This window comes from Streptomyces sp. ICC4, assembly GCF_003287915.1.
Lineage (GTDB): Bacteria > Actinomycetota > Actinomycetes > Streptomycetales > Streptomycetaceae > Streptomyces > Streptomyces tritrimontium.
In genome coordinates this window covers 1,178,794-1,200,763 of sequence record NZ_CP030286.1, presented here as the reverse complement: position 1 = coordinate 1,200,763, position 21,970 = coordinate 1,178,794, and the positions used below count along the sequence as shown (strand labels likewise).

Genomic DNA, 21,970 nt, shown 5'->3' with positions numbered 1-21,970 from the left:
CGCACCCGAATTCTCGTACTTGGAAAGCGCGTCGGCTGAAGCTGGGACCAGCATGTCCCCGCTCAACGCACCCGACGCGCTCCCCTCGCTTGCCTCCCGGCACGAGGGGTTTTTTGTTGCACTGGCAACGTCGAATCTCGTAAAACCCTCCTCGTAAAACCCTCAGCTTCGAGAAGAGAATGCCGATGACCGAGCAGGCCACCGGGGCCCACCATCCGCAGCCGCGGGCCCGTACCGGCGGACACCAGTCCGCCGCAGTTGAGCACGTCACGGGTGCGCAGTCCCTCATCCGCTCTCTCGAAGAGGTGGGGTGCGACACCGTCTTCGGCATCCCGGGCGGCGCCATCCTCCCCGCGTACGACCCGATGATGGACTCCAAGAAGGTCCGTCACATCCTGGTCCGCCACGAGCAGGGGGCCGGCCACGCCGCCACCGGCTACGCGCAGGCCACGGGCAAGGTCGGCGTCTGTATGGCCACGTCCGGCCCGGGCGCCACGAACCTGGTCACCCCGATCGCCGACGCGCACATGGACTCCGTCCCGCTCGTCGCCATCACCGGCCAGGTCTCCTCCAAGGCGATCGGCACGGACGCCTTCCAGGAGGCGGACATCGTCGGCATCACGATGCCGATCACCAAGCACAACTTCCTCGTCACCAAGGCCGAGGACATCCCGCGGACGATCGCCGAGGCCTTCCACATCGCCTCGACCGGCCGCCCCGGCCCGGTCCTGGTCGACATCGCCAAGGACGCCCTGCAGGCGAAGACCACCTTCTCGTGGCCGCCCGCCCAGGACCTCCCGGGCTACCGGCCGGTCACCAAGCCGCACGCCAAGCAGATCCGCGAGGCCGCCAAGCTCATCTGCCAGGCCAAGCGCCCGGTCCTGTACGTCGGCGGCGGCGTCATGAAGGCCGGCGCGACCGCCGAGCTGAAGGTCCTCGCCGAGCTGACCGGCGTTCCGGTCACCACCACCCTGATGGCGCTGGGCTCCTTCCCCGACAGCCACCCGCTGCACGTGGGCATGCCCGGCATGCACGGCGCGGTCACCGCCGTCACCGCCCTGCAGAAGGCCGACCTGCTGATCGCGCTCGGCACCCGCTTCGACGACCGCGTCACCGGCAAGCTGGACAGCTTCGCCCCGTTCGCCAAGATCATCCACGCGGACATCGACCCGGCCGAGATCGGCAAGAACCGCGTCGTCGACGTCCCGATCGTCGGTGACGCCCGCGAGGTCATCGCCGACCTGATCCAGGCGGTCCAGGCCGAGCACACCGAGGGCCACGCCGGCGACTACAGCGCCTGGTGGAAGGACCTCAGCCGCTGGCGCGACACGTACCCGCTGGGCTACGAGAAGCCCTCGGAGGACACGCTGTCGCCCCAGCAGGTCATCCAGCGCATCGGCCAGATGGCCCCCGAGCACACCATCTACGCGGCGGGCGTCGGCCAGCACCAGATGTGGGCCTCGCACTTCGTCAACTACGAAGAGCCCCGCACCTGGCTCAACTCCGGCGGCGCCGGAACCATGGGCTACGCGGTCCCGGCCGCGATGGGCGCCAAGGTCGGCATGCCCGACCGCACGGTCTGGGCGATCGACGGCGACGGCTGCTTCCAGATGACCAATCAGGAACTGACCACCTGTGCGCTGAACAACATCCCGATCAAGGTCGCGATCATCAACAACGGTGCGCTGGGCATGGTCCGCCAGTGGCAGACCCTCTTCTACAACCAGCGCTACTCCAACACCGTGCTGCACGCGGACGAGACGGGCCAGGACACGGCGGTCGGCTCCCAGCTCGGCGAGTCCAGCGCCCCCCGCAAGGGCACCCGCGTCCCGGACTTCGTCAAGCTGTCCGAGGCCATGGGCTGCGTGGCACTGCGCTGCGAGGACCCGGCCGACCTGGACCGGGTCATCGCCGAGGCCAACGCGATCAACGACCGTCCGGTCGTCGTCGACTTCATCGTCCACGAGGACGCCATGGTGTGGCCGATGGTCGCCGCCGGCACCTCGAACGACGAGGTCATGGCCGCCCGGGGCGTCCGTCCCGACTTCGGCGACAACGAAGACGACTGAGCCGAGAGAGCCTGAGAGAGAGAACGACTCACATGTCCAAGCACACGCTCTCCGTCCTGGTCGAGAACACGCCCGGCATCCTCGCCCGGATCGCCGCGCTGTTCTCCCGACGGGGGTTCAACATCGACTCCCTCGCGGTCGGTGTCACCGAGCACCCCGACATCTCGCGCATCACCATCGTCGTGAACGTCGAGGACCTCCCGCTGGAGCAGGTGACCAAGCAGCTCAACAAGCTGGTCAACGTGCTCAAGATCGTCGAGCTGGAGCAGCACAACGCCATCGAGCGCGAGCTCGTCCTGGTGAAGGTCCGCGCCGACAACGAGACGCGCTCGCAGATCGTCGAGATCGTCCAGCTGTTCCGCGCCAAGACCGTCGACGTCTCCCCGGAAGCCGTCACCATCGAGGCCACGGGCGGCACCGACAAGCTGGGCGCGATGCTCAAGATGCTGGAGCCCTTCGGCATCAAGGAGCTCGTCCAGTCCGGCACGATCGCCATAGGGCGCGGCGGCCGGTCCATCACGGACCGCAGCCTGCGCGCGCTCGACCGCAGCGCCTGAGCCGTCCGGGCCGCGTGCCGGCCCGGCGGCTGCCCGCTCGCTCGCTCGTATGGCGAGACCGAGAACCACGTATTCCGTTCCCCGCCGTACGGTGGGAGCAACACCAGCGCACCAAGGAGATATCCCAGTGGCCGAGCTGTTCTACGAGAACGACGCCGACCTGTCCATCATCCAGGGCCGCAAGGTCGCGGTCATCGGTTACGGCAGCCAGGGCCACGCCCATGCGCTGTCGCTCCGTGACTCCGGCGTCGACGTCGTCGTCGGCCTGCACGAGGGCTCGAAGTCCAAGGCCAAGGCCGAGGAGCAGGGCCTGAAGGTCCTGCCCGTCGCCGAGGCGGCGGCCTGGGCGAACGTCATCATGATCCTGACCCCGGACCCGCTCCAGGCCGAGATCTACGCCGAGTCCATCGAGCAGCACCTGGAAGAGGGCGACGCGCTCTTCTTCGGCCACGGCTTCAACGTCCGCTACGGCTTCATCACGCCCCCGGCCAACGTGGACGTCGCCCTGGTCGCCCCGAAGGGCCCGGGCCACCTGGTCCGCCGCCAGTACGAGGAAGGCCGCGGCGTGCCCTGCATCGCCGCCGTCGAGCAGGACTTCACCGGTTCCGCCTTCGCGCTCGCGCTCTCGTACGCGGCCGGCATCGGCGGCACCCGCGCCGGCGTCATCAAGACCACCTTCACCGAGGAGACCGAGACCGACCTGTTCGGTGAGCAGGCCGTCCTCTGCGGTGGCGCCTCCGCCCTGGTCAAGGCCGGTTTCGAGACCCTGACCGAGGCCGGCTACCAGCCGGAGATCGCGTACTTCGAGTGCCTGCACGAGCTGAAGCTCATCGTGGACCTCATGTACGAGGGCGGCCTGGAGAAGATGCGCTGGTCGGTCTCCGAGACCGCCGAGTGGGGCGACTACATCACCGGTCCCCGCATCATCACGGACGCCACCAAGGCCGAGATGAAGAAGGTCCTCGCGGAGATCCAGAACGGCGAGTTCGCCAACACCTGGATGGCCGAGTACAAGGCCGGCCTGCCGAAGTACAACGAGTACAAGAAGGCCGACGAGGCGCACCTGCTCGAGACCACCGGCAAGAAGCTGCGCAAGCTGATGAGCTGGGTCGACAACGACGAGAGCTGATCGCGCGCGGGGCGGGGCCGGGACGGTGCGTCCCGGCCCCGCCGCACATCGGGCGGGGATGCGGCACGGGCCCTGAAAACGGCCCGCTTGTCCACCCCGGCCAATCACGGACGGGTGATCCTTCCGTACAGGCGGAATTCCGTACGGGATCCGCCACTACACTGCTCAACACAACGCGTCAGGCCCACAGTGTCGTGCGTCTTCCACGCGGCTACCCCCTCCACCGCCTGCGGCCGTCGGGACGGCCGTCCGCACTGGACTTGTGAGGACCCACGTGAGCTCGAAACCTGTCGTACTCATCGCCGAAGAGCTGTCGCCCGCCACGGTGGACGCGCTCGGTCCGGACTTCGAGATCAGGCACGTCAACGGTGCCGACCGCGCGGAGCTGCTCCCCGCGATCGTCGACGTCGACGCGATCCTCGTCCGCTCCGCGACCAAGGTCGACGCCGAGGCCATCGCCGCCGCCAAGAAGCTGAAGGTCGTCGCCCGTGCGGGTGTCGGTCTGGACAACGTCGACGTGTCCGCCGCCACCAAGGCCGGCGTGATGGTCGTCAACGCCCCGACCTCCAACATCGTCACGGCCGCCGAGCTGGCCTGCGGCCTCCTCGTCGCCACCGCCCGCAACATCCCGCAGGCCAACACCGCTCTGAAGAACGGTGAGTGGAAGCGGAACAAGTACACGGGTGTCGAGCTCAGCGAGAAGACCCTGGGTGTCGTCGGCCTCGGCCGCATCGGCGTCCTGGTCGCCCAGCGCATGTCGGCCTTCGGCATGAAGATCGTCGCGTACGACCCCTACGTGCAGCCCGCGCGCGCCGCCCAGATGGGCGTCAAGATGCTGTCGCTGGACGAGCTCCTCGAGGTCGCCGACTTCATCACCGTGCACCTGCCCAAGACCCCCGAGACCCTCGGTCTCATCGGGGACGAGGCCCTGCACAAGGTGAAGCCGTCCGTGCGCATCGTCAACGCCGCCCGCGGCGGGATCGTGGACGAGGCCGCGCTGTACTCGGCCATCAAGGAGGGCCGCGTCGCCGGCGCCGGACTCGACGTGTACGCGAAGGAGCCCTGCACGGACTCCCCGCTGTTCGAGCTCGACCAGGTCGTCTGCACCCCGCACCTCGGCGCGTCCACGGACGAGGCCCAGGAGAAGGCCGGCGTCTCGGTCGCCAAGTCGGTGCGCCTCGCGCTCGCCGGCGAGCTCGTGCCGGACGCGGTCAACGTCCAGGGCGGCGTCATCGCCGAGGACGTCCGGCCGGGCCTGCCGCTCGCCGAGAAGCTCGGCCGCATCTTCACCGCCCTCGCGGGCGAGGTCGCGGTCCGCCTCGATGTCGAGGTCTGCGGCGAGATCACCCAGCACGACGTCAAGGTGCTCGAACTCTCCGCGCTCAAGGGTGTCTTCGAGGACGTCGTCGACGAGACGGTCTCCTACGTCAACGCCCCGCTGTTCGCGCAGGAGCGCGGTGTCGAGGTCCGCCTGACCACCTCGTCGGAGTCCCCGGACCACCGCAACGTGGTGACCGTGCGCGGCACCCTGTCGGACGGCCAGGAGGTCTCGGTCTCCGGCACGCTCGTGGGTCCCAAGCACCTGCAGAAGATCGTCGGCATCGGCGAGTACGACGTGGACCTGGCGCTCGCCGACCACATGATCGTCCTGCGTTACGCCGACCGCCCCGGCGTGGTCGGCGCCGTCGGCCGCATCCTCGGCGAGGCCGGCCTGAACATCGCGGGCATGCAGGTCGCCCGCGCCGAGGAGGGCGGCGAGGCGCTCGCCGTCCTCACGGTCGACGCCGAGGCCCCGGTGAACGTCCTCGCGGACATCGCCACCGAGATCGGCGCGGTCTCGGCCCGCACGGTCAGCCTCGGCTGAAGCCGAAGCCGAAGCCGAAGCCAAAGCTAAAGCCGAAGGGCCCGGGGGATTCCCCCGGGCCCTTTCGCGTGCCGCGCCCCGCGACCTTCTTACGTCGCTCAGTGCGCGAGGGCTTCGCCGGCCCGGGCCGGCTCCGCCGCGGCCGCGGCCGGGGCCTGGGCTCCGCGGCCCCGGAGCAGGGCCGCGGCGAGCACCGCCGCCGCGAGCAGCAGGACCGTACCGCCCCAGGCCGCGTACTGCATTCCGTGGACGAAGGCCTCCCGGGCCAGGGTCAGGACCTGTCCGCCGGCTTCGCCGCCGAGCTGCCGGGCGGCGGCCACCGCTCCGCCGAGCGTTTCCCGGACGGCGGGCTCGGAGCCGGCCAGGTCGGAGCGGTAGACGGCGGTGCCGAGGCTGCCCAGGACGGCCATGCCGAGGGCGCCGCCGAACTCCTGGCCCGTCTCCAGCAGGGAGGCGGCCGAGCCGGCCTTCTCGGCGGGGGCGGCGCCGAGCGCCATGTCGGAGACCAGCGACATCACGGTGACGATGCCGCAGGCGAGGACCCCCGCGCCGGTCAGCAGCAGCCACAGCGAGTCGGTGGAGACGAGGCCGATCAGGGCGAACCCGGCGGCGGCGAGGACGAAGCCGCCGGCGATGACGTACGCCCGGTCGGTCTTGTGGGCGAGGACGGCGCTGACCGGGGCGGCGGCGCCGATGGCGACCGAGGGGGCCAGGCTCCAGAGGGCGGCTTCCAGGGTGCCCATGCCGAGCACCGACTGCAGGTACTGGGTGGTGAAGTAGGCCGAGCCCATCATGGCGAAGGCGGCGATCGTGTTCAGGCCGATGCCGGCGCCGAAGCCCCGGCCCTGGAAGAGGGCCCGGGAGACCATGGCGTCGTCACGGGTGCGCTGGCGGCGGACGAAGGCGTACCCGAAGGCCAGGCCGACGGCGAGGCAGCCGGCGCGGAGCGGGGTGGGGCCCTCGGCGGCGATCTCCTTGAGGGCGTAGACCACCGGCAGTACCGCGGCCATGGACAGCGGCACGCTCAGCAGGTCGAAGCGGCCGGGGGCGGGGTCCTTGAACTCGGGGACCAGCACGGGGACCAGGGCGAGCAGGAGCAGCATCGCGGGCACGTTGACCAGGAAGACGGAGCCCCACCAGAAGTGGTTCAGCATCACCCCGCTCATCACCGATCCCAGTGCGATGCCGCCGGTCATGGCACCGGACCAGATCGCGATGGCCTTGCCGCGCTGCCGGTCGTCCTGGAAGAGGTTGCGGATGAGGGCGAGGGTGGACGGCATCAGGGTCGCGCCGCCGATGCCGAGCAGGACGCGGGCCGCGATGAGCATCTCGGCGCTGGTGGCGTAGGCGGCGCCGACGGAGGCGAGTCCGAAGGCGGCCGCGCCGGCCAGCAGCAGCTTGCGGCGCCCGATCCGGTCGCCCAGGGAGCCCATCGTGATCAGCAGGCCGGCCAGGGCGAAGGCGTAGCTGTCGAAGATCCAGAGCTGTTGGGTGGCGCTGGGGTCGAGCTCCCGGGTGATGGCCGGGATGGCGAAGTAGAGGACGGAGACGTCCATCGAGACCAGGAGCAGGGGGAGCAGGAGAACGGTGAAGGCGATCCATTCCCGGCGACCGGCCGGACGCGCTGCGGGGTTCGTCATGAGCAGCAATGTACAAGTGTCATAAACGACTGTCTAGTACGGATGTGTAGGACGGTCGTATGGAACGTTTGTCTTGGACGGGCGTCTTGGTTACCGTGACGGCATGGGACATCGCGAAGACTTGCTGGAAGGCGCCAAGAAGTGCCTGGTCGAGAAGGGTTTCGTGCGCACGACCGCACGCGACATCGTCAAGGCCTCCGGTGCGAACCTGGCCTCGATCGGCTACCACTACGGCTCCAAGGACGCCCTCATGACGGAGGCGTTCATCGCCGTCATCCAGGACTGGGGCGACCAGTTCACGGCCGGGGTGCGGGGGGAGGGCGGCTCGCTCGAGCGCTTCCGCTCGGTCTGGGACGGGGTGCACTCCGGGCGTGCGGAGTCCGGCCCGATCTGGGCGGCGAGCATGGAGGTCGCGCTGACCCCGGACCGGCTGCCCGAGCTGCGGACGATGCTCGCGGCCTCGCAGGGGGAGGGGCGCAAGGGGCTCGTCTCGATGTTCACCGGTGTCGCGGAGGAGGACCTCGGCGAGGAGGACCTGCGGACCACCGGCGCGTTCTACCAGGCCCTGCTGAACGGCTTCATGCTCCAGTGGCTCTTCGACCCCGCCTCGGCCGCGACGCCGGCGGACCTGACCGAGGGCATGCGGCGGGCCGTGGAGGCGATGGCGAAGGCGGCCCCGGCGGACGGACCGGCGGCCGGGGGCGAGGCCGCGAGCGGGGCCTGAGAGGGGCCTGAGCGGGGCCTGAGCGGAGCCGGAACCCCCGCCGCGGTGCCCGCGTCCCACCCCCTAACCGGTCCGATCTGAGGGGGAGTCGTGAGACGTGCGGTGACGGTGGTGGCGGTGTTCCTCGGGGTGCTCGTGGCGGCCGGATGCGGGGAGGCGGGACCCCCGCGGGCGGCTGCCGCGCCCGAACTCCGGCCCCGCATGGAGGAGGTGGCGCGCGCCTGGGAGGGCTCGGCCGAACTGAAGGAGTGGCGCGCGGGGTTCCACCTCCTGGAGGACCCGGTGCGGCTGCCGGCGGACGCCTTCCACGACGGGCGCGACAAGACCGCCTACGCGGAGCGGAACTTCGCCCTGCGCGGCGAACTGCCCGTGGGGGGCGGCCGATCCGCCCGGATCCGCTGGTCCGACGGTGCCACCCTCGACGTCACGGCACTGGGTGCGAGCGCCGCGTACGGGGCGCTCACCGGCGGGGCGCCCACCCGCGAGCACCCGCTGACCGTGACCGGCGCCCGGTTCGGCGAGCTGACCGTGAAGACCAGCCGCGGACCCGCCCTGGTCCCGGTCTGGTTCTTCGACCTGGAGGGGTACGGGGAGCCGCTCGCCCGAGTCGCCCTGGCCCGCGCCGAGCCGGCCGAGCCGCCGGTCGAGCCGATGGAACCGTCCGGCTCCACCACGGCGCTGACGGGCCACGGAGCCGCGGACCCCGGCGCCACGGCCTTCACCGTGGACGCCGGACACGGGGCCTGCGACGGCGGGGTCGCCGTCGAGGTGCTGGAGGGCGCCGACACGGTGGTCCTCGGCGGCCGGATCCTGCCCGGGCGGGAGCTCCCCGAGGGCGAGGGGTGCCCCGCGGTCCTGCTCGGGGCGACGGTCCCCGTGACGCTCTCCCGGCCGCTCGGAGGCCGGGTCCTGGTCGACGCGGTGTCCGGTGAGGCACTCGGCCACTCGGGCGGCGCCGTCCGCTGACCGGAGTCGCGGAAGGCGGGCCGCCGCCGCGGCAGGCGTCGGAGGCGGGAGCCCGGTCAGCCGTGCAGGCGGGCCGCCTTGAGGGACATGTGCAGGAGCAGGCGGTCCTCGCCCTCGTCCAGGTCCAGGCCGGTCAGCTGCTCCACCCGGGCGAGGCGGTAGTACAGGGTCTGGCGGTGGATGCCCAGGGCGGCCGCCGCCCGGCCCGCCTGGCCGGCGCAGTCCAGGAACACCTCGGCCGTCCGGGCCAGTTCGGGGTGCGCGGGGCCGAGCAGGGCCCGGGTCGCCGGATCGTCGAGCGCCTCCTCGGCGACGGCCGCCAGCATCCGGTACGGCCCGATCGCCGACCACTGCGCGACCGCCCCGAGCCGCGGCCGGGCGGCGGCGGCCCGGGCGGCGGACTCGGCCTGGCGCCACGCCGCGGGGAGCCCCGGGAGGGCCCGCACGGGATCGGACACCCCGGCGGTCATCCCGCCGGGGGGCGCCCCGGCTGCGGACACCCCTACGGCGGGCACCCCTGCGGCGCCCTTGCCGGGGTCGGCGGAGCCCGGGCCACTCGGGCTGCCAGCTCCGGCCGCTCCGCCCGCTCCGGCCGCGCGGGGCATCAGCCGCGAGATCGCCGTCATCGCCGGAGCCAGCGGGTCCGCGCCGCGCAGCCGGACCAGGACGGCCAGGACCTGGCGCCCCGGGGCGGCCGTGCCGTCCTGCCCGCGCGCCCCCGGGCCGGGCTCCTCCTCGCCGGCCCGCCGCCAGGGGACCACGCACACCGCCGCCGCCCCCGGGACCGAAGCCGGGGCCTCGCCGGGCCACGGGCTCACACAGACGGCCGCGTGCGGTCCGTCTCCGCCCGGACCGAGCGCCACCCGCAGCGCCGCCACGGCCATGTCCTGCTGCCAGCCCCGCCCGGCGGTGAGCACCGCGCGGAACTCCCGCGACAGGTCGGCCCCCGCCCTGGCCTCCTCCGCGAGGAGCAGTCCGATCCGCTGGGCCACCTCCATGGCCGCGGCCAGCGCCTCCGCGTCGGGGCCGGGGTCCCGGTCGAGGAGCCACACGTAGCCCTGGACGATGCCGCGGTAGCGCACCGGCAGGCAGATCCGGCCCCGGAAGACCCCGGCGTCCGGGGCCGCGGGGATCCGTACGGGCCCGGTGGCGCGGGCGATGCCGAAGCCCTCGAACCAGGAGCGGACGGCGGCCGTCGACTGGCGGGTGAGGATCGAGCGGGTCCGTACGGGGTCCATCGCGAGGTCGTCATCGCTGTCGTGCGCGCCGAAGGCGATGAGGCGGAAGTCCCGGTTCTCCAGCGTCGCCGGAGCGCCGAGCAGCGCCGAGATCTCATCCACCAGGTCCTGGTAATCGCCCTTCACCCGCACATTCTCCCACCCCCGGACCGGGCCTTCAGACAGATGTATGAGATCCGGGCCACGGATGCGTGACAGCTGTCGATGGCAGAGGATCGTGGAGATCCCTAGGTTTCACGGTGGTTTCACTTGCATTTTCCTTATGGCCCACGTCATCCCGGCGCAGGCCGTATGTCTGCTTCTGCCACCCCGTTGGAGGTGCCCCGTGCTGGGTCCCGCGATCCTCGCCGCCTCGCGCAGCGACAAGATGCGCCGAATCGTCTCTGCCGCCCCGGTGACCAAGCCCGTGGTGAACCGGTTCATCCCCGGTGAGACGGTCGACCAGGTCATCCCGATCGTCGAGGACCTCACGGCCAAGGGCCTGGAGGTGACCCTCGACGTCGTCGGCGAGGACATCACCACCGTGGAGCAGTCCCACGCCGCGCGCGACGCGTACCTCCAGCTCATCGAGCAGCTCGCCCACCTGGGCCTCGGCGAGACCGTCGAGATGTCCGTGAAGCTGTCGATGTTCGGCCAGGCGCTCGCGGGCGGCCACGAGCTCGCCCTCGCCAACGTCCGCCCGGTCGTCGAGGCCGCCGCCGCCATCGGCACCACCGTCACCCTGGACGCCGAGGACCACACCACCCTCGACTCGATGTTCGCCATCCACGAGGAGCTGCGCCGCGACTTCCCGCAGACCGGCTGCGTGATCCAGGCGTACCTCTTCCGCACCGAGGCCGACGCCCGCCGGCTGGCCGACGCCGGCAGCCGCGTACGGATCGTCAAGGGCGCCTACAAGGAGCCCGCCGAGGTCGCCTACCAGGACAAGGCCGAGATCGACCTGGCCTACGTCCGCATCATGCGGATCCTGATGGAGGGCGACGGCTACCCGATGATCGGGTCCCACGACCCGCGCCTGATCGCCATCGCCCAGGAGCTCGCCCGCACGGCGGGCCGCAAGCTCGACGAGTACGAGTTCCAGATGCTCTACGGCATCCGCGGCGAGGAGCACCTGCGGCTGGCCGCCGAGGGCCACCGGATGCGCGTCTACACGGCGTACGGGACCGACTGGTACGGCTACTTCATGCGGCGCCTCGCGGAGAAGCCGGCGAACCTCCTCTTCTTCCTCCGCTCGATGATCACCAAGAACTAGGTCCTGGCCCTGAACTAGGCCCTCCCACTAGCTCAAGGAGTTACCAGTCATATGGACGCTGTGACCCAGGTCCCCGTTCCCGTCAACGAGCCGATCCACTCGTACGCCCCCGGCACCCCGGAGCGCGCGCGCCTCGAAACGCAGCTGAAGCAGCTGTCCGAGAACCCGATCGACCTCCCGATGACGATCAACGGCGTCAAGCGGATGGGCGGCGGCGAGCGCTTCGACGTCGTGCAGCCGCACGACCACGCGTCGGTGCTCGGCACGTACGCGAACGCCACCCAGGCCGACGCGCAGGAGGCCGTCGACGCCGCCCTGGCCGCAGCCCCGGCCTGGCGCTCGATGTCCTTCGACGACCGCGCCGCGATCATCCTGCGCGCCGCCGAGCTGCTGTCCGGCCCGTGGCGCGAGAAGCTGGCCGCCTCCACGATGCTGGGCCAGTCCAAGACCGCGCAGCAGGCCGAGATCGACACCCCGTGCGAGCTCGTCGACTTCTGGCGCTTCAACGTCCACTTCGCCCGCCAGATCCTGGCCGAGCAGCCGGCCGCGAACTCCGCCGGCGTGTGGAACCGCAGCGACCACCGCCCGCTCGAGGGCTTCGTCTACGCGATCACGCCGTTCAACTTCACGGCCATCGCCGGCAACCTGCCGACCGCCCCCGCCCTCATGGGCAACGTGGTCGTGTGGAAGCCGTCCCCGACGCAGACCCACTCCGCGGTCCTCCTCATGGAGCTGCTGGAGGAGGCCGGCCTGCCGAAGGGCGTCATCAACCTGGTGACGGGCGACGGCATCGCGGTGTCGGAGGTGGCACTGAACCATCCCGAGCTGGCGGGCATCCACTTCACCGGCTCGACGAAGACCTTCCAGTACCTGTGGAAGACGGTCGGCAACAACATCGAGACGTACAAGTCCTACCCGCGCCTGGTCGGCGAGACCGGCGGCAAGGACTTCGTCGTCGCGCACCCGTCCGCGGACCGCGCGACCCTCAAGACCGCCCTGACCCGCGGCTCCTTCGAGTACCAGGGCCAGAAGTGCTCGGCGTCCTCCCGCGCCTACGTTCCGGCCTCGATCTGGAACGACGGCTTCAAGGAGGCCTTCGCGGCCGAGGTCGACGGCATCGCGATGGGCGACGTCCGCGACCTGGCGAACTTCATCGGCGCCGTCATCGACGAGCGGTCCTTTGCCAAGAACAAGGCCGCCATCGACCGGGCCGCCGCCGACCCGACCTGCGAGATCGTCGCGGGCGGCACGTACGACGACTCGAAGGGCTACTTCGTCCGCCCGACCGTCATCGCGTGCACCGACCCCGAGAACGAGGTCTTCACGACCGAGTACTTCGGCCCGATCCTGGCGATCCACGTCTACGACGACGCTGCCGCCGACGGGTTCGACACGATGCTCGCGCAGATGGAGTCCGTCTCGGCGTACGCGCTGACCGGCTCGATCATCGCCGGCGACCGCTACGCGGCCGCGGACGCGATGGAGAAGCTCCGCTTCGCGGCGGGCAACTTCTACATCAACGACAAGTCGACCGGCGCCGTCGTCGGCCAGCAGCCCTTCGGCGGCGGCCGCGCCTCGGGCACCAACGACAAGGCGGGCGCGGCGACCAACCTGCAGCGCTGGACCTCGACCCGCTCCATCAAGGAGACCCTGGTCGCGCCGACCGAGTACGGCTACCCCCACATGGGCTGATCCAGGCCCCGCTGAACCCCGCCCCCGTTCCGGTACCCCCAAGTCCGGAGCGGGGGCGGTTTCATGTCCGGAGGTCCGCCTAGACCTCCACGATGACCTGGTCCAGGGACTTGCGGACCAGGTCCGGGACCTCGCAGTCGGGGGAGGGGTAGCCGACCGGGATGACCGCGAAGGCCTTCTCGTTCTCCGGGCGGTCCAGGACGTGGGAGAGGAACCGCATCGGGCTCGGCGTGTGGATCAGGGCGGCCAGGCCGGAGAGGTGGAGGGCGGACAGCAGCATGCCGACCGCGATGCCGACCGACTCGTCGACGTAGTAGTGCTTGTGCTTCGTGCCGTCCTCGCCGAGCCAGTAGCGCTGCTGGAAGACCACGATCAGGGCCGGGGCGTCGGTGAGGTGGGTCTTCACGGCGTCCGTGCCGATGGGGCGCAGGGCCGCGAGCCATTCGTCGCCGAGCCGGCCGTCGTAGGACAGCTGCTCCTCCTGCTCCGCGGCGGCGCGGATCTGCCGCCGCACGGCGGGGTCCTTGACCAGGACGAACGTCCACGGCTGCTGGTGCGCGCCGGAGGGCGCGGTCGCGGCGCACGCGACGGCGTCCCGGACGACCTGCTCGGGCACGGGGTCGGGGGAGAAGTGGCGTACGGTCCTGCGCTCGTCCATCCGCGTCCGCAACTCGGCGGCGCGCGCGAGGGATTCCGCGCTCGGCATCCGCTCGGGGCGGTAGGGGGCGGCGCGGTAGGGCTGGCCGTGGATCGGGGTCCACTGCTGGGTATCGGGCGACATGGGCAGAGTCTGCCGAGGCAGTGGTCCAGACCGCCAGACCCGCGTCGGACGAATCCGGCCGGTGGGCGATATTTCGTGTCCGCATTCCGGATCCCGGGGCGGCGGAGCCCGCTTGGTACCGTCCCGGCATGGACGACTGGGACGCGGGGGCGGCACGGGCGGGACTGCGGCGGACGGCGGCACGGGACCCGGACTCCACGCGCGACGGCGCCGGCGGGCGGGCCGTGTTCCTTCGGCACACCTCGCAGGTCGGCGAAGGGGAGCTGCGGCGGGTGCGGGAGCTGCTCGACTCCGCCTTCGAAGGGGACTTCGGGGAAGAGGACTTCGAGCACGCGCTCGGCGGGATGCACGTGCTGGTGTACGAGGGCGAGGAGCTCGTCGCGCACGGGAGCGTCGTCCAGCGGCGGGTCCTGCACGCGGGGCGGGCGCTGCGCACCGGGTACGTCGAGGCCGTGGCCGTCCGCGCCGACCGGCGGCGGAGCGGGCTCGGCGGGGTGGTGATGCAGTCGCTGGAGGGGGTCCTCGCGCGGGCCTACCCGCTCGGGGCGCTCAGCGCGTCCGACGTCGGCGCCGCGCTGTACGCCGCGCGGGGCTGGCGGGTATGGGGCGGGGAGATCGGGGTGCTCGGGCCGGACGGGCCCGAGCGGCTCCCCGAGGAGGAGGGGTCGACGTACGTGTGGGCGCCGGACGGCGGGGTCCTGCCGGACCCCGCCGCCGGGCCGCTCCGCTTCGACTGGCGGGACGGCGACGTGCTCTAGTGCCGTGCCGTGCCGTGCCTGGCGCCGCGACCCGCGCCGCGACCCGGTGGGCCCTTCCGGCCACGGCACCGGCTGGACGGCCTGGCCGAGGGGCTAGCCGCTGATGCTCGGTGCGCCCGACTCGATGTGGCCCGTGTAGCGCCGCGACCAGGTGCCGTCGGAGTCGGCGAGGACCGTGAAGTCGTACCAGCCGCTGCTGTAGGCCACGGCGTTGAAGTAGTCCTCGCGCGAGGAGTTCGCCGGGACGGTGTACGTCCACGGGCCGTCCGTGCGGTAGGCGTTCGAGCGGATCGTGAAGGTGACCGGCGAGGCCGAGGAGTTGGTCATCTTGAAGTAGACCGCCGTCTTGCCGGTGCTCGCCTCCACCGCGAAGCGCGCCGCGACCTCGATCGACTTGCCCGCCTTCGACGCGTCGCCGATGAAGCGCCGCAGGAAGCGGTTCGGCCCGTACATCGAGATGTCGTACTTGCCGGAGCCGCTGCCGGTGCCGATGTTGAAGTAGTCCGTCGAGGTCGCGCCGGCGTCCACCGTGTACTGCCAGGCCGCCGTGTCCCGGTACTGGTGCGGGTGGATCGAGAAGTGCGCCGGCCGCTTCGCCTCCGTGCCCGCGTTCGTCATCGAGAACCAGGCCAGGATCTTGCCGGCGGCACCGAACTCGAAACGGTCCAGGTTCCCGTTGACCTGGTACGGAAGTGCCCGCGCGGGCCGCGTCCCGGCCTCCTGCACCGGCTGTGCGTTGTCCTGCGGCACCGGGTTGGGGAGCGGGCCGCAGGTCGCCTGGCCGATGACCTTGGCGGTGGACGGCAGGCCTGCGGGGACCCCGTAGACCGGGTGTGCGAAGTCGAAGACGCCCGTGAGGTCGCCGACCACCTTGCGGCGCCACGCGCTGATGTTGGGACAGGCGGCCGGGGTGCCCAGCGCGGCCGTCCACGTCTCCATGAAGCGCAGCACGGAGGTGTGGTCGAAGACCTCGGAGCTCACCCAGCCGCCGCGCGTCCACGGAGACATCACGATCATGGGGACGCGGAAGCCGAGCCCGATCGGGGTGCCGTCGATGTACTCGCCGGCCGTGCCGGGCGGGGCGACCGGCGGCGGGACGTGGTCGAAGAAGCCGTCGTTCTCGTCGTAGTTGAGGAAGAGGACGGTGGAGTCGAAGACCTCCGGGTTCGCCGAGAGCGCGCGGTAGACCAGGTCCACGAAGTGCGCGCCGTCGCCGGGCGGGGCGTACGGGTGCTCGGAGAAGGCCTCGTTCGCCACGACCCAGGAGACCTGGGGGAGGGTGCCGGCGACGACGTCCGCGCGGATGGCGGCGGCGATGTCGTCCGGGGTGGAGCCGGTGACCTTGGGCACGGAGCCCATGCCCCGGTCCCACAGCGGATTGCCGGGGGCCGCGTCCGTGAACTTCTTGAAGTAGGCGAGCCCGTTGTCCCCGTAGTTGTCCTGGGCGTTCTGGTAGACCTTCCAGCTCATCCCGGCGCGCTGCAGGGCCTCCGCGTACGTCTCCCAGGTCAGCCCGGACTCGTCGCCGCCGTCCTTGCTGCCCGCGTCGACCTTGCCGCTCCACAGGAAGGTGCGGTTGGGGCCGGTCGCGCTCAGGGTCGAGCAGAAGTAGGCGTCGCAGATGGTGTAGTTGTCGGCGAGGCCGTAGTGGAAGGGGATGTCGCCGCGGTCGAGGTAGCCGAGGGTGCGGGTGTTGCCGACGCCGGTGACGAAGTTGTCCATGCGGCCCTTGTTCCAGGCCGCGTGCTGCGAGTTCCAGCTGTGCGGGAGGTCGCCGTTGCACTGGGCGAGGGTCTCGCCGTCGACCCCGCCGGCCGGCGGGGTGGAGCTGAGCTTCCACGGGTACTGGCGGCCGCCCCAGTTGGGCTGGTTGAACATGCCCCAGCCGCCCGGGATGTTGCCTGCGGCGCGGTCGCCGAAACCGCGGACACCCTTCAGCTTGCCGAAGTAGTGGTCGAAGCTGCGGTTCTCCTGCATCAGGATCACCACGTGCTTCACGTCGGTGATGGTGCCGGAGGCGGCGGCCGCCGCCGAGGTCGGCGCGATCGCCGGGATGGCCGCCCCCGCCATCAGCCCGGCGCCGATTCCCACGAACCCTCTGCGGCTGATCGGTGTCACTGGCTACTCGCCTCCAACTCAAGTGCCCCGCTGGCACATTGACGGCAAGAGTGGCGGCAGCCGCGCCAAAGGTCTACATCCGTGCGGTAAGAACTCGGTGAACATCCGGATGGCCGGATTCAGACATCGAGCCGCACGAGCATTTTTCCCAGATTCTCCCCTCTGAGCATGCCCCGGAAGTCGTCCACCTTGTGATCGAATCCCTGGACAACGGTGGTGTCGGTGGAGATCAGGTCACTGCGCAGATGAGGGACCAGAAAGTCCTCCAGCTCGTCCTGCAGATTGGTGTGATTGCGAACCAATACCCCTTCCAGGCGCAGCGACTTGTGTACGACTTCGAAGGGGTTGCGGGGCGCGGCGGGGGAGCGGTCGCCGTTGTACATCGAGATCCCGCCGACCCACGCGATCCGCCCGTACTCGCGCAGGGCCGCGGTGCGGGTCAGGGCGGCGTACGCGGTCAGGCCGGTGCCGCCGAGGACCGAGAGGTACGCCTCCAGCGGGACGCCCTCGTGGCCGCGCAGCTTGCGGGTGCCGTCGGCGCCCAGGGTGACCTACACCCGGGCTTGGTGGCAGGCCCAGGACTGGATCCCGCGGGCCACCGTCAAGGCGGAGGACGACGGGATGGTCCTCACGATGGTCGGGCGCGGGCTCGGCATGGCGGTCCTGCCGGAGCTGTCGTTGCGGGAGGCGGGTGAGGCCGTCGAGATCACCGGTCTGGGCCCCTCGGGGCCCGTGAGACAGGTGGGATACGTCACCACGCCGGAACTGGCGAGGACGCTCGCCGTCAGGGCTCTGATCAGGGAACTCCGCTCCGCCAAGGCCTGAAGCGGAGCCGCGGTCGAGGTCCTTCCGAGGGGTTTCGCGTCTCAGATAGTAGGAAGTCCGAGTAATTGCGGAGACATACAGCGGGAGCTGGCTTACGTTGTAGAAGCCGAACGTCTCGCCGATCCGGCGAATGGCGGTCGAGAGCGCGCGCCCCGTCGCAGGCAACCCCTGCCGCGCACCGCTCCCCGCCTCTTCCGGCGCCTTGAAGGAACCCCTCATCCGTGGCCCCGCCACGCCGTGATCTCAAGGAGTCGATCACCATGACGCAGAACCCCGTCGCCGTCCGCCGCGCCCGGCGCTCCGCCGCCGCCGATGCCGACCGCAAGAACGCCGCCGCCGCCCTCCAGCGCGCCCTGGACCGCCGTGACAACGGCGGCTCGACCGGCCACTGAGCACGAGCCCGGCCCCGCACATATTGCGTCCACATGATGGACGCAATATGTCTGAGGGGTGGGACAAGGAGTACGGTTCCACCATGTCGACCAGCATCAATCTCGCAGTGATCCCCGGTGATGGCATCGGCCAGGAAGTCGTGGCTCAGGGCCTCAAGGTCCTTACCGCGGTCCTGCCCCAGGATGTGAAGCTGGAGACCAAGGAATACGACCTCGGCGCCCAGCGCTGGCACCGCACCGGTGAAACCCTCCCGGAGGCGGAGCTCGAGGCCCTCAAGCACCATGACGCGATCCTGCTGGGCGCCATCGGCGACCCCTCGGTCCCGTCGGGCGTCCTGGAGCGCGGTCTGCTGCTGAAGCTCCGCTTCGCCTTCGACCACTTCATCAACCTGCGCCCGTCGAAGCTCTTCCCCAACACGGCCACGCCGCTGGCAGGCCGTCCGGAGATCGACTTCGTCGTGGTCCGCGAGGGCACCGAGGGCCCGTACACCGGCAACGGCGGCAGCCTGCGCACCGGGACCCCGGCCGAGGTGGCCACCGAGGTCAGCATCAACACGGCGTACGGCGTCGAGCGCGTGGTCCGCGACGCGTACGAGCGGGCCAACGCCCGCCCGCGCAAGAAGCTGACCCTGGTCCACAAGAACAACGTCCTCGTGTACGCCGGCCACCTGTGGAAGAACATCTTCGACAAGGTCGGCCAGGAGTACCCCGGGGTCACCACCGACTACCTGCACGTCGACGCCGCGACGATCTTCTTCGTCACGCAGCCCGAGCGCTTCGACGTCATCGTCACGGACAACCTCTTCGGTGACATCCTCACCGACCTGGCCGCCGCCGTGACCGGCGGAATCGGCCTGGCCGCCTCCGGGAACATCAACCCGACCGGCGCCTTCCCGTCCATGTTCGAGCCCGTCCACGGCTCGGCCCCGGACATCGCCGGCACCGGCAAGGCCGACCCGACCGCGACGATCCTGTCGGTCGCCCTCCTCCTGCGCCACCTGGGCTACGAGGCCCAGGCCGCCCGCATCGAGGACGCGGTCTCCGCGGACCTGGCGGAGCGCGACGGCACCTTCCGCACCACCGACGAGATCGGCGACGCCCTCGCCGCTCGAGTAGCCGGCTGACCCGGTAGCCCCACCTCCAGGAAGCCGCCGGGTCGCGATCACCGCACCCGGCGGCTTTTCCTGTGCGGCCCCGGGTGTCACCATCTCCCCTGGGCCGCAAACACCCCGTTTCACCGAAGCCTCCTCCCGCGCGATAATCGAACGCGAGGCCGCGGACTACGGGGAAGCTCGGACGTCCTAGTACGCCGTGAGCGCGGTCCGCCATACACAACCGGTGAAGGACAAGCACTCATGACGACGCCCACGATCGAGCTGAAGCCCTCCTCGAACCCCCTGTCCGCCGCGGAGCGCGAGGCGATCCTGGCGAGCCCCGGCTTCGGCCGCCACTTCACCGACAACATGGTGACGATCAAGTGGACCGAGGGCCGCGGCTGGCACGACGCCGAGCTGGTCCCGTACGCGCCGCTGTCGATGGACCCGGCGAACATGACCCTGCACTACGCGCAGACGATCTTCGAGGGCCTCAAGGCCTACAAGCAGCCCGACGGCACCGTTGCCACCTTCCGCCCGCTGGCGAACGCCGAGCGGTTCCAGTCCTCGGCCCGCCGCATGGCGATGCCGGAGCTGCCGACCGAGCTGTTCATCGCGGCCTGCGACGCGCTGATCAAGCAGGACCGCGCCTGGGTGCCGGACTCCGGCGAGGCCTCGCTGTACCTGCGGCCGTTCATGTTCGCCTCCGAGGTCGGGCTCGGCGTCCGCCCGGCCAACGAGTTCCTCTTCATCGTCATCGCCTCGCCCGCCGGCGCCTACTTCCCCGGCGGCGTCAAGCCCGTCTCCGTCTGGCTCTCCGAGGAGTACGTGCGCGCGGCCAAGGGCGGCACCGGCGCCGCGAAGACCGGCGGCAACTACGCGGCCTCGCTCGTCGCGCAGGCCCAGGCCGCCGAGCACGGCTGCGACCAGGTGGTCTGGCTCGACGCCGTCGAGCACCGCTGGATCGAGGAGATGGGCGGGATGAACCTGTACTTCGTGTACGGGCAGGAGGACGGAGCACATCGGATCGTCACCCCCGAGCTCACCGGCTCGCTCCTTCCCGGCATCACCCGCGACTCCCTCCTCACCATCGCCCGCGACCTCGGCTACACCGCCGAAGAGGGCCGGATCACCACCGAGGACTGGAAGCGCGACAACGAGAACGGCACCCTGACCGAGGTCTTCGCCTGCGGCACCGCCGCCGTGATCACCCCGGTCGGCTCGGTCAAGTCCGAGCGCGCCAACTGGACCCAGGGCGACGGCGAGCCCGGCGAGGTCACCATGAAGCTCCGCAAGGCGCTGCTGGACCTCCAGACCGGCCACACCGCCGACACCCACGGCTGGATGCACCCGCTCGGCTAGAGCCGGCGAGCCCGTACGTACGAAGGCCCGCGCCCTCCTGACCACAGGGGGGCGCGGGCCTTCGTACGTACGGGGAAAGTCCTACGCGGCGACCGGCTCCTCGGCGGCTTCGGCCGGGGCCGCGGCGGGGGCGGTGCGGGCCGTCAGGGCCGTGTGGACCAGCCCGCCGGCCAGGCCGGACAGGACGAAGGAGCAGTCCACGCCACCGGTCAGGGCCAGCAGCGGACCCTCGTAGAACGGGGTGGTCACGGCGAGCAGGCCGACGCCCGCGCCGATCGCCCAGGAGAGGGTGGCCGGGACGTTCCAGCCGGCGCGGAACCAGTAGACCCCGCCCTTGGCGCGGCGGTTGAAGACCTGGAGGGCCTCGGCGTCGTAGTGGCCGCGGCAGCGCACGTGGCCGATGAGGGTGATCACGGCCCACGGGGTGCCGATCGCGGTCAGCAGCAGCACGAACGAGGTCATCGCGGCCTGTACGTCCCACTCGAAGGAGCCGACGAACACGAACGCGGTGGCCACGGCCGCGGCGATCACGGTGGTCGTGGTCCGGCTGGCCTTGGGGACGATGGCGTCGAGGTCGAGGCCCATGGAGTAGAGCATCAGCCCGGCGTTGCCGACCGATCCGGCCGCCGCGGCGACCAGCAGCGGAACCAGGTACCAGAACGGCGCGGCGTCGACCAGCGGACCGGCGTACTCGGCGCCGGCCCGGGCGGCGAGCGCCGTGTAGGTGCCGAAGAGCTGCGGGATCAGCAGTCCGGCGAGCAGGCCGAGCCCGGTGGACCAGAGCACCTTGCGGGAGCTGTGCCTGCGCGGGGAGATGTAGCGGGTGTAGTCGCCGAGCAGGGTGATGAAGGCGACGGGCCCGCTGAGCCCGGCGGCGACGGCGGCGAGCAGCCAGGTCGGCCAGAACGAGCCGAGCAGGTACGGGGTCTCCGGCGGGGCGGCGGAGGTGAAGTCCGGGGCGTAGGCGAAGACGCCGACGGCCAGCAGGACCACCATGCCGATGGACAGGACCTTGCTCATGCGCAGCAGCAGCCGGTAGCCGAAGACGGCTCCGACGACCGTGCACACGGCGAGCACGCCGTACATCACGGCCCGGGAGGCGCCGGTGTCCGGCAGCCCGGTGAGCCGGGACAGGGCGCCGACCATCACGTCGCCGCCGATCCACAGGGTCAGTGCGGTGTAGCCGAGCGAGAGCAGCAGGCCGACCACCGAGCCGACGAGCCGGCCGCGGACGCCGAACTGGGCTCCGCTGGAGGTGGAGAGGTTGGTCCCCGTGCGCAGGGAGACGAGCGCGAGCGGCGCGGTGAAGGCGATGCCGACGAGGGTGCCGGTCACGATGGCGGTGACCGACGGCCACAGACCCAGCCCGAAGGACGGGGGCAGCCAGCCGAAGACGATCACACCGAGGCAGAGATTGGAGCCGAGGAGGATCGAAATCAGGTCACGGGGACCGCTCGTCCGCTCCTCTTCCGGGATGGTGTCGACTCCGCGCTGTTCGATGGGCATGGG

Annotated in this window: 17 protein-coding genes and 2 pseudogenes; 13 read left to right on the top strand and 6 right to left on the bottom strand. The window is 71.0% G+C overall.

Annotated features, from left to right (window positions below; translation table 11 throughout):
• Positions 1 to 179 precede the first annotated feature (179 nt).
• From DRB89_RS05515 to serA, 4 genes are all read left to right on the top strand, one after another.
• Positions 180 to 2,069: an acetolactate synthase large subunit gene (locus DRB89_RS05515; RefSeq protein ID WP_204357636.1), complete on the top strand. Its 1,890-nt coding sequence runs from the start codon at positions 180 to 182 to the stop codon at positions 2,067 to 2,069.
• A 32-nt stretch (positions 2,070 to 2,101) separates the two neighbouring features.
• On the top strand, positions 2,102 to 2,626 hold the full coding sequence (gene ilvN, locus DRB89_RS05510) for an acetolactate synthase small subunit (RefSeq protein WP_053677671.1): 525 nt from the start codon (positions 2,102 to 2,104) through the stop codon (positions 2,624 to 2,626).
• Positions 2,627 to 2,753: 127 nt separating this feature from the next.
• Positions 2,754 to 3,755: a ketol-acid reductoisomerase gene (ilvC, locus tag DRB89_RS05505; protein ID WP_112447035.1), complete on the top strand. Its 1,002-nt coding sequence runs from the start codon at positions 2,754 to 2,756 to the stop codon at positions 3,753 to 3,755.
• Positions 3,756 to 4,029: 274 nt separating this feature from the next.
• Entirely contained in the window at positions 4,030 to 5,619 is a 1,590-nt protein-coding gene (gene serA / locus DRB89_RS05500; protein ID WP_112447033.1) for a phosphoglycerate dehydrogenase, read from the top strand.
• Positions 5,620 to 5,717: 98 nt separating this feature from the next.
• Here the strand turns inward: serA and DRB89_RS05495 are convergent, their stop codons facing one another.
• Positions 5,718 to 7,259, bottom strand: coding sequence for an MFS transporter (locus tag DRB89_RS05495; protein WP_112453210.1), 1,542 nt, complete (start codon positions 7,257 to 7,259; stop codon positions 5,718 to 5,720).
• Between the two features lie 103 nt (positions 7,260 to 7,362).
• Here DRB89_RS05495 and DRB89_RS05490 point away from each other — a divergent pair, with 103 nt between their 5' ends.
• Both DRB89_RS05490 and DRB89_RS05485 read left to right on the top strand, forming a co-directional pair.
• Positions 7,363 to 7,983 carry a TetR/AcrR family transcriptional regulator gene (locus DRB89_RS05490; protein WP_112447031.1) on the top strand — a complete coding sequence of 207 codons (621 nt, stop codon included), beginning with the start codon at positions 7,363 to 7,365 and terminating at the stop codon, positions 7,981 to 7,983.
• Between the two features lie 90 nt (positions 7,984 to 8,073).
• Positions 8,074 to 8,949, top strand: coding sequence for a hypothetical protein (locus DRB89_RS05485; protein WP_162688475.1), 876 nt, complete (start codon positions 8,074 to 8,076; stop codon positions 8,947 to 8,949).
• Between the two features lie 56 nt (positions 8,950 to 9,005).
• On the opposite strand, the gene DRB89_RS05480 is transcribed toward DRB89_RS05485, so the two are convergent.
• A complete protein-coding gene (locus DRB89_RS05480; RefSeq protein WP_112463218.1) occupies positions 9,006 to 10,313 on the bottom strand; it encodes a helix-turn-helix domain-containing protein in 1,308 nt (435 codons plus the stop codon).
• A 199-nt stretch (positions 10,314 to 10,512) separates the two neighbouring features.
• Between DRB89_RS05480 and DRB89_RS05475 the strand changes: the two genes are divergently transcribed.
• On the top strand, positions 10,513 to 11,439 hold the full coding sequence (locus DRB89_RS05475; RefSeq protein WP_112447025.1) for a proline dehydrogenase family protein: 927 nt from the start codon (positions 10,513 to 10,515) through the stop codon (positions 11,437 to 11,439).
• A 51-nt stretch (positions 11,440 to 11,490) separates the two neighbouring features.
• Positions 11,491 to 13,131 (top strand): L-glutamate gamma-semialdehyde dehydrogenase, encoded by a 1,641-nt coding sequence (gene pruA / locus DRB89_RS05470; protein ID WP_112447023.1) that lies wholly within the window; start codon positions 11,491 to 11,493, stop codon positions 13,129 to 13,131.
• Between the two features lie 79 nt (positions 13,132 to 13,210).
• Here pruA and DRB89_RS05465 read toward each other — a convergent pair whose 3' ends face one another.
• Positions 13,211 to 13,912, bottom strand: coding sequence for a nitroreductase family protein (locus DRB89_RS05465; protein WP_112447021.1), 702 nt, complete (start codon positions 13,910 to 13,912; stop codon positions 13,211 to 13,213).
• A gap of 128 nt (positions 13,913 to 14,040) precedes the next feature.
• Between DRB89_RS05465 and DRB89_RS05460 the strand changes: the two genes are divergently transcribed.
• Positions 14,041 to 14,670: a GNAT family N-acetyltransferase gene (locus DRB89_RS05460; RefSeq protein WP_112447019.1), complete on the top strand. Its 630-nt coding sequence runs from the start codon at positions 14,041 to 14,043 to the stop codon at positions 14,668 to 14,670.
• Between the two features lie 93 nt (positions 14,671 to 14,763).
• Here the strand turns inward: DRB89_RS05460 and DRB89_RS05455 are convergent, their stop codons facing one another.
• Entirely contained in the window at positions 14,764 to 16,788 is a 2,025-nt protein-coding gene (locus DRB89_RS05455) for a phospholipase C, phosphocholine-specific (RefSeq protein WP_112447017.1), read from the bottom strand.
• Positions 16,789 to 16,907: 119 nt separating this feature from the next.
• Positions 16,908 to 17,339: pseudogene (locus tag DRB89_RS44240) on the bottom strand (hypothetical protein); the annotation flags it as partial.
• On the opposite strand from DRB89_RS44240, the pseudogene DRB89_RS05445 reads away from it, so the two are divergent.
• From DRB89_RS05445 to DRB89_RS05435, 4 genes and pseudogenes are all read left to right on the top strand, one after another.
• Positions 17,338 to 17,613: pseudogene (locus tag DRB89_RS05445) on the top strand (LysR substrate-binding domain-containing protein); the annotation flags it as partial. The pseudogenes DRB89_RS44240 and DRB89_RS05445 sit on opposite strands and share 2 nt — an antisense overlap.
• A 260-nt stretch (positions 17,614 to 17,873) precedes the next feature.
• Positions 17,874 to 18,005, top strand: a complete 132-nt coding sequence (locus DRB89_RS45880; protein ID WP_275431882.1) for a hypothetical protein — start codon at positions 17,874 to 17,876, stop codon at positions 18,003 to 18,005.
• Positions 18,006 to 18,088: 83 nt separating this feature from the next.
• Entirely contained in the window at positions 18,089 to 19,129 is a 1,041-nt protein-coding gene (locus DRB89_RS05440; protein ID WP_112453209.1) for a 3-isopropylmalate dehydrogenase, read from the top strand.
• 231 nt (positions 19,130 to 19,360) lie between these two features.
• A complete protein-coding gene (locus DRB89_RS05435; RefSeq protein WP_112447015.1) occupies positions 19,361 to 20,461 on the top strand; it encodes a branched-chain amino acid aminotransferase in 1,101 nt (366 codons plus the stop codon).
• An 81-nt stretch (positions 20,462 to 20,542) separates the two neighbouring features.
• Here DRB89_RS05435 and DRB89_RS05430 read toward each other — a convergent pair whose 3' ends face one another.
• Positions 20,543 to 21,967, bottom strand: coding sequence for a cytosine permease (locus tag DRB89_RS05430; RefSeq protein WP_112447013.1), 1,425 nt, complete (start codon positions 21,965 to 21,967; stop codon positions 20,543 to 20,545).
• Positions 21,968 to 21,970 lie beyond the last annotated feature (3 nt).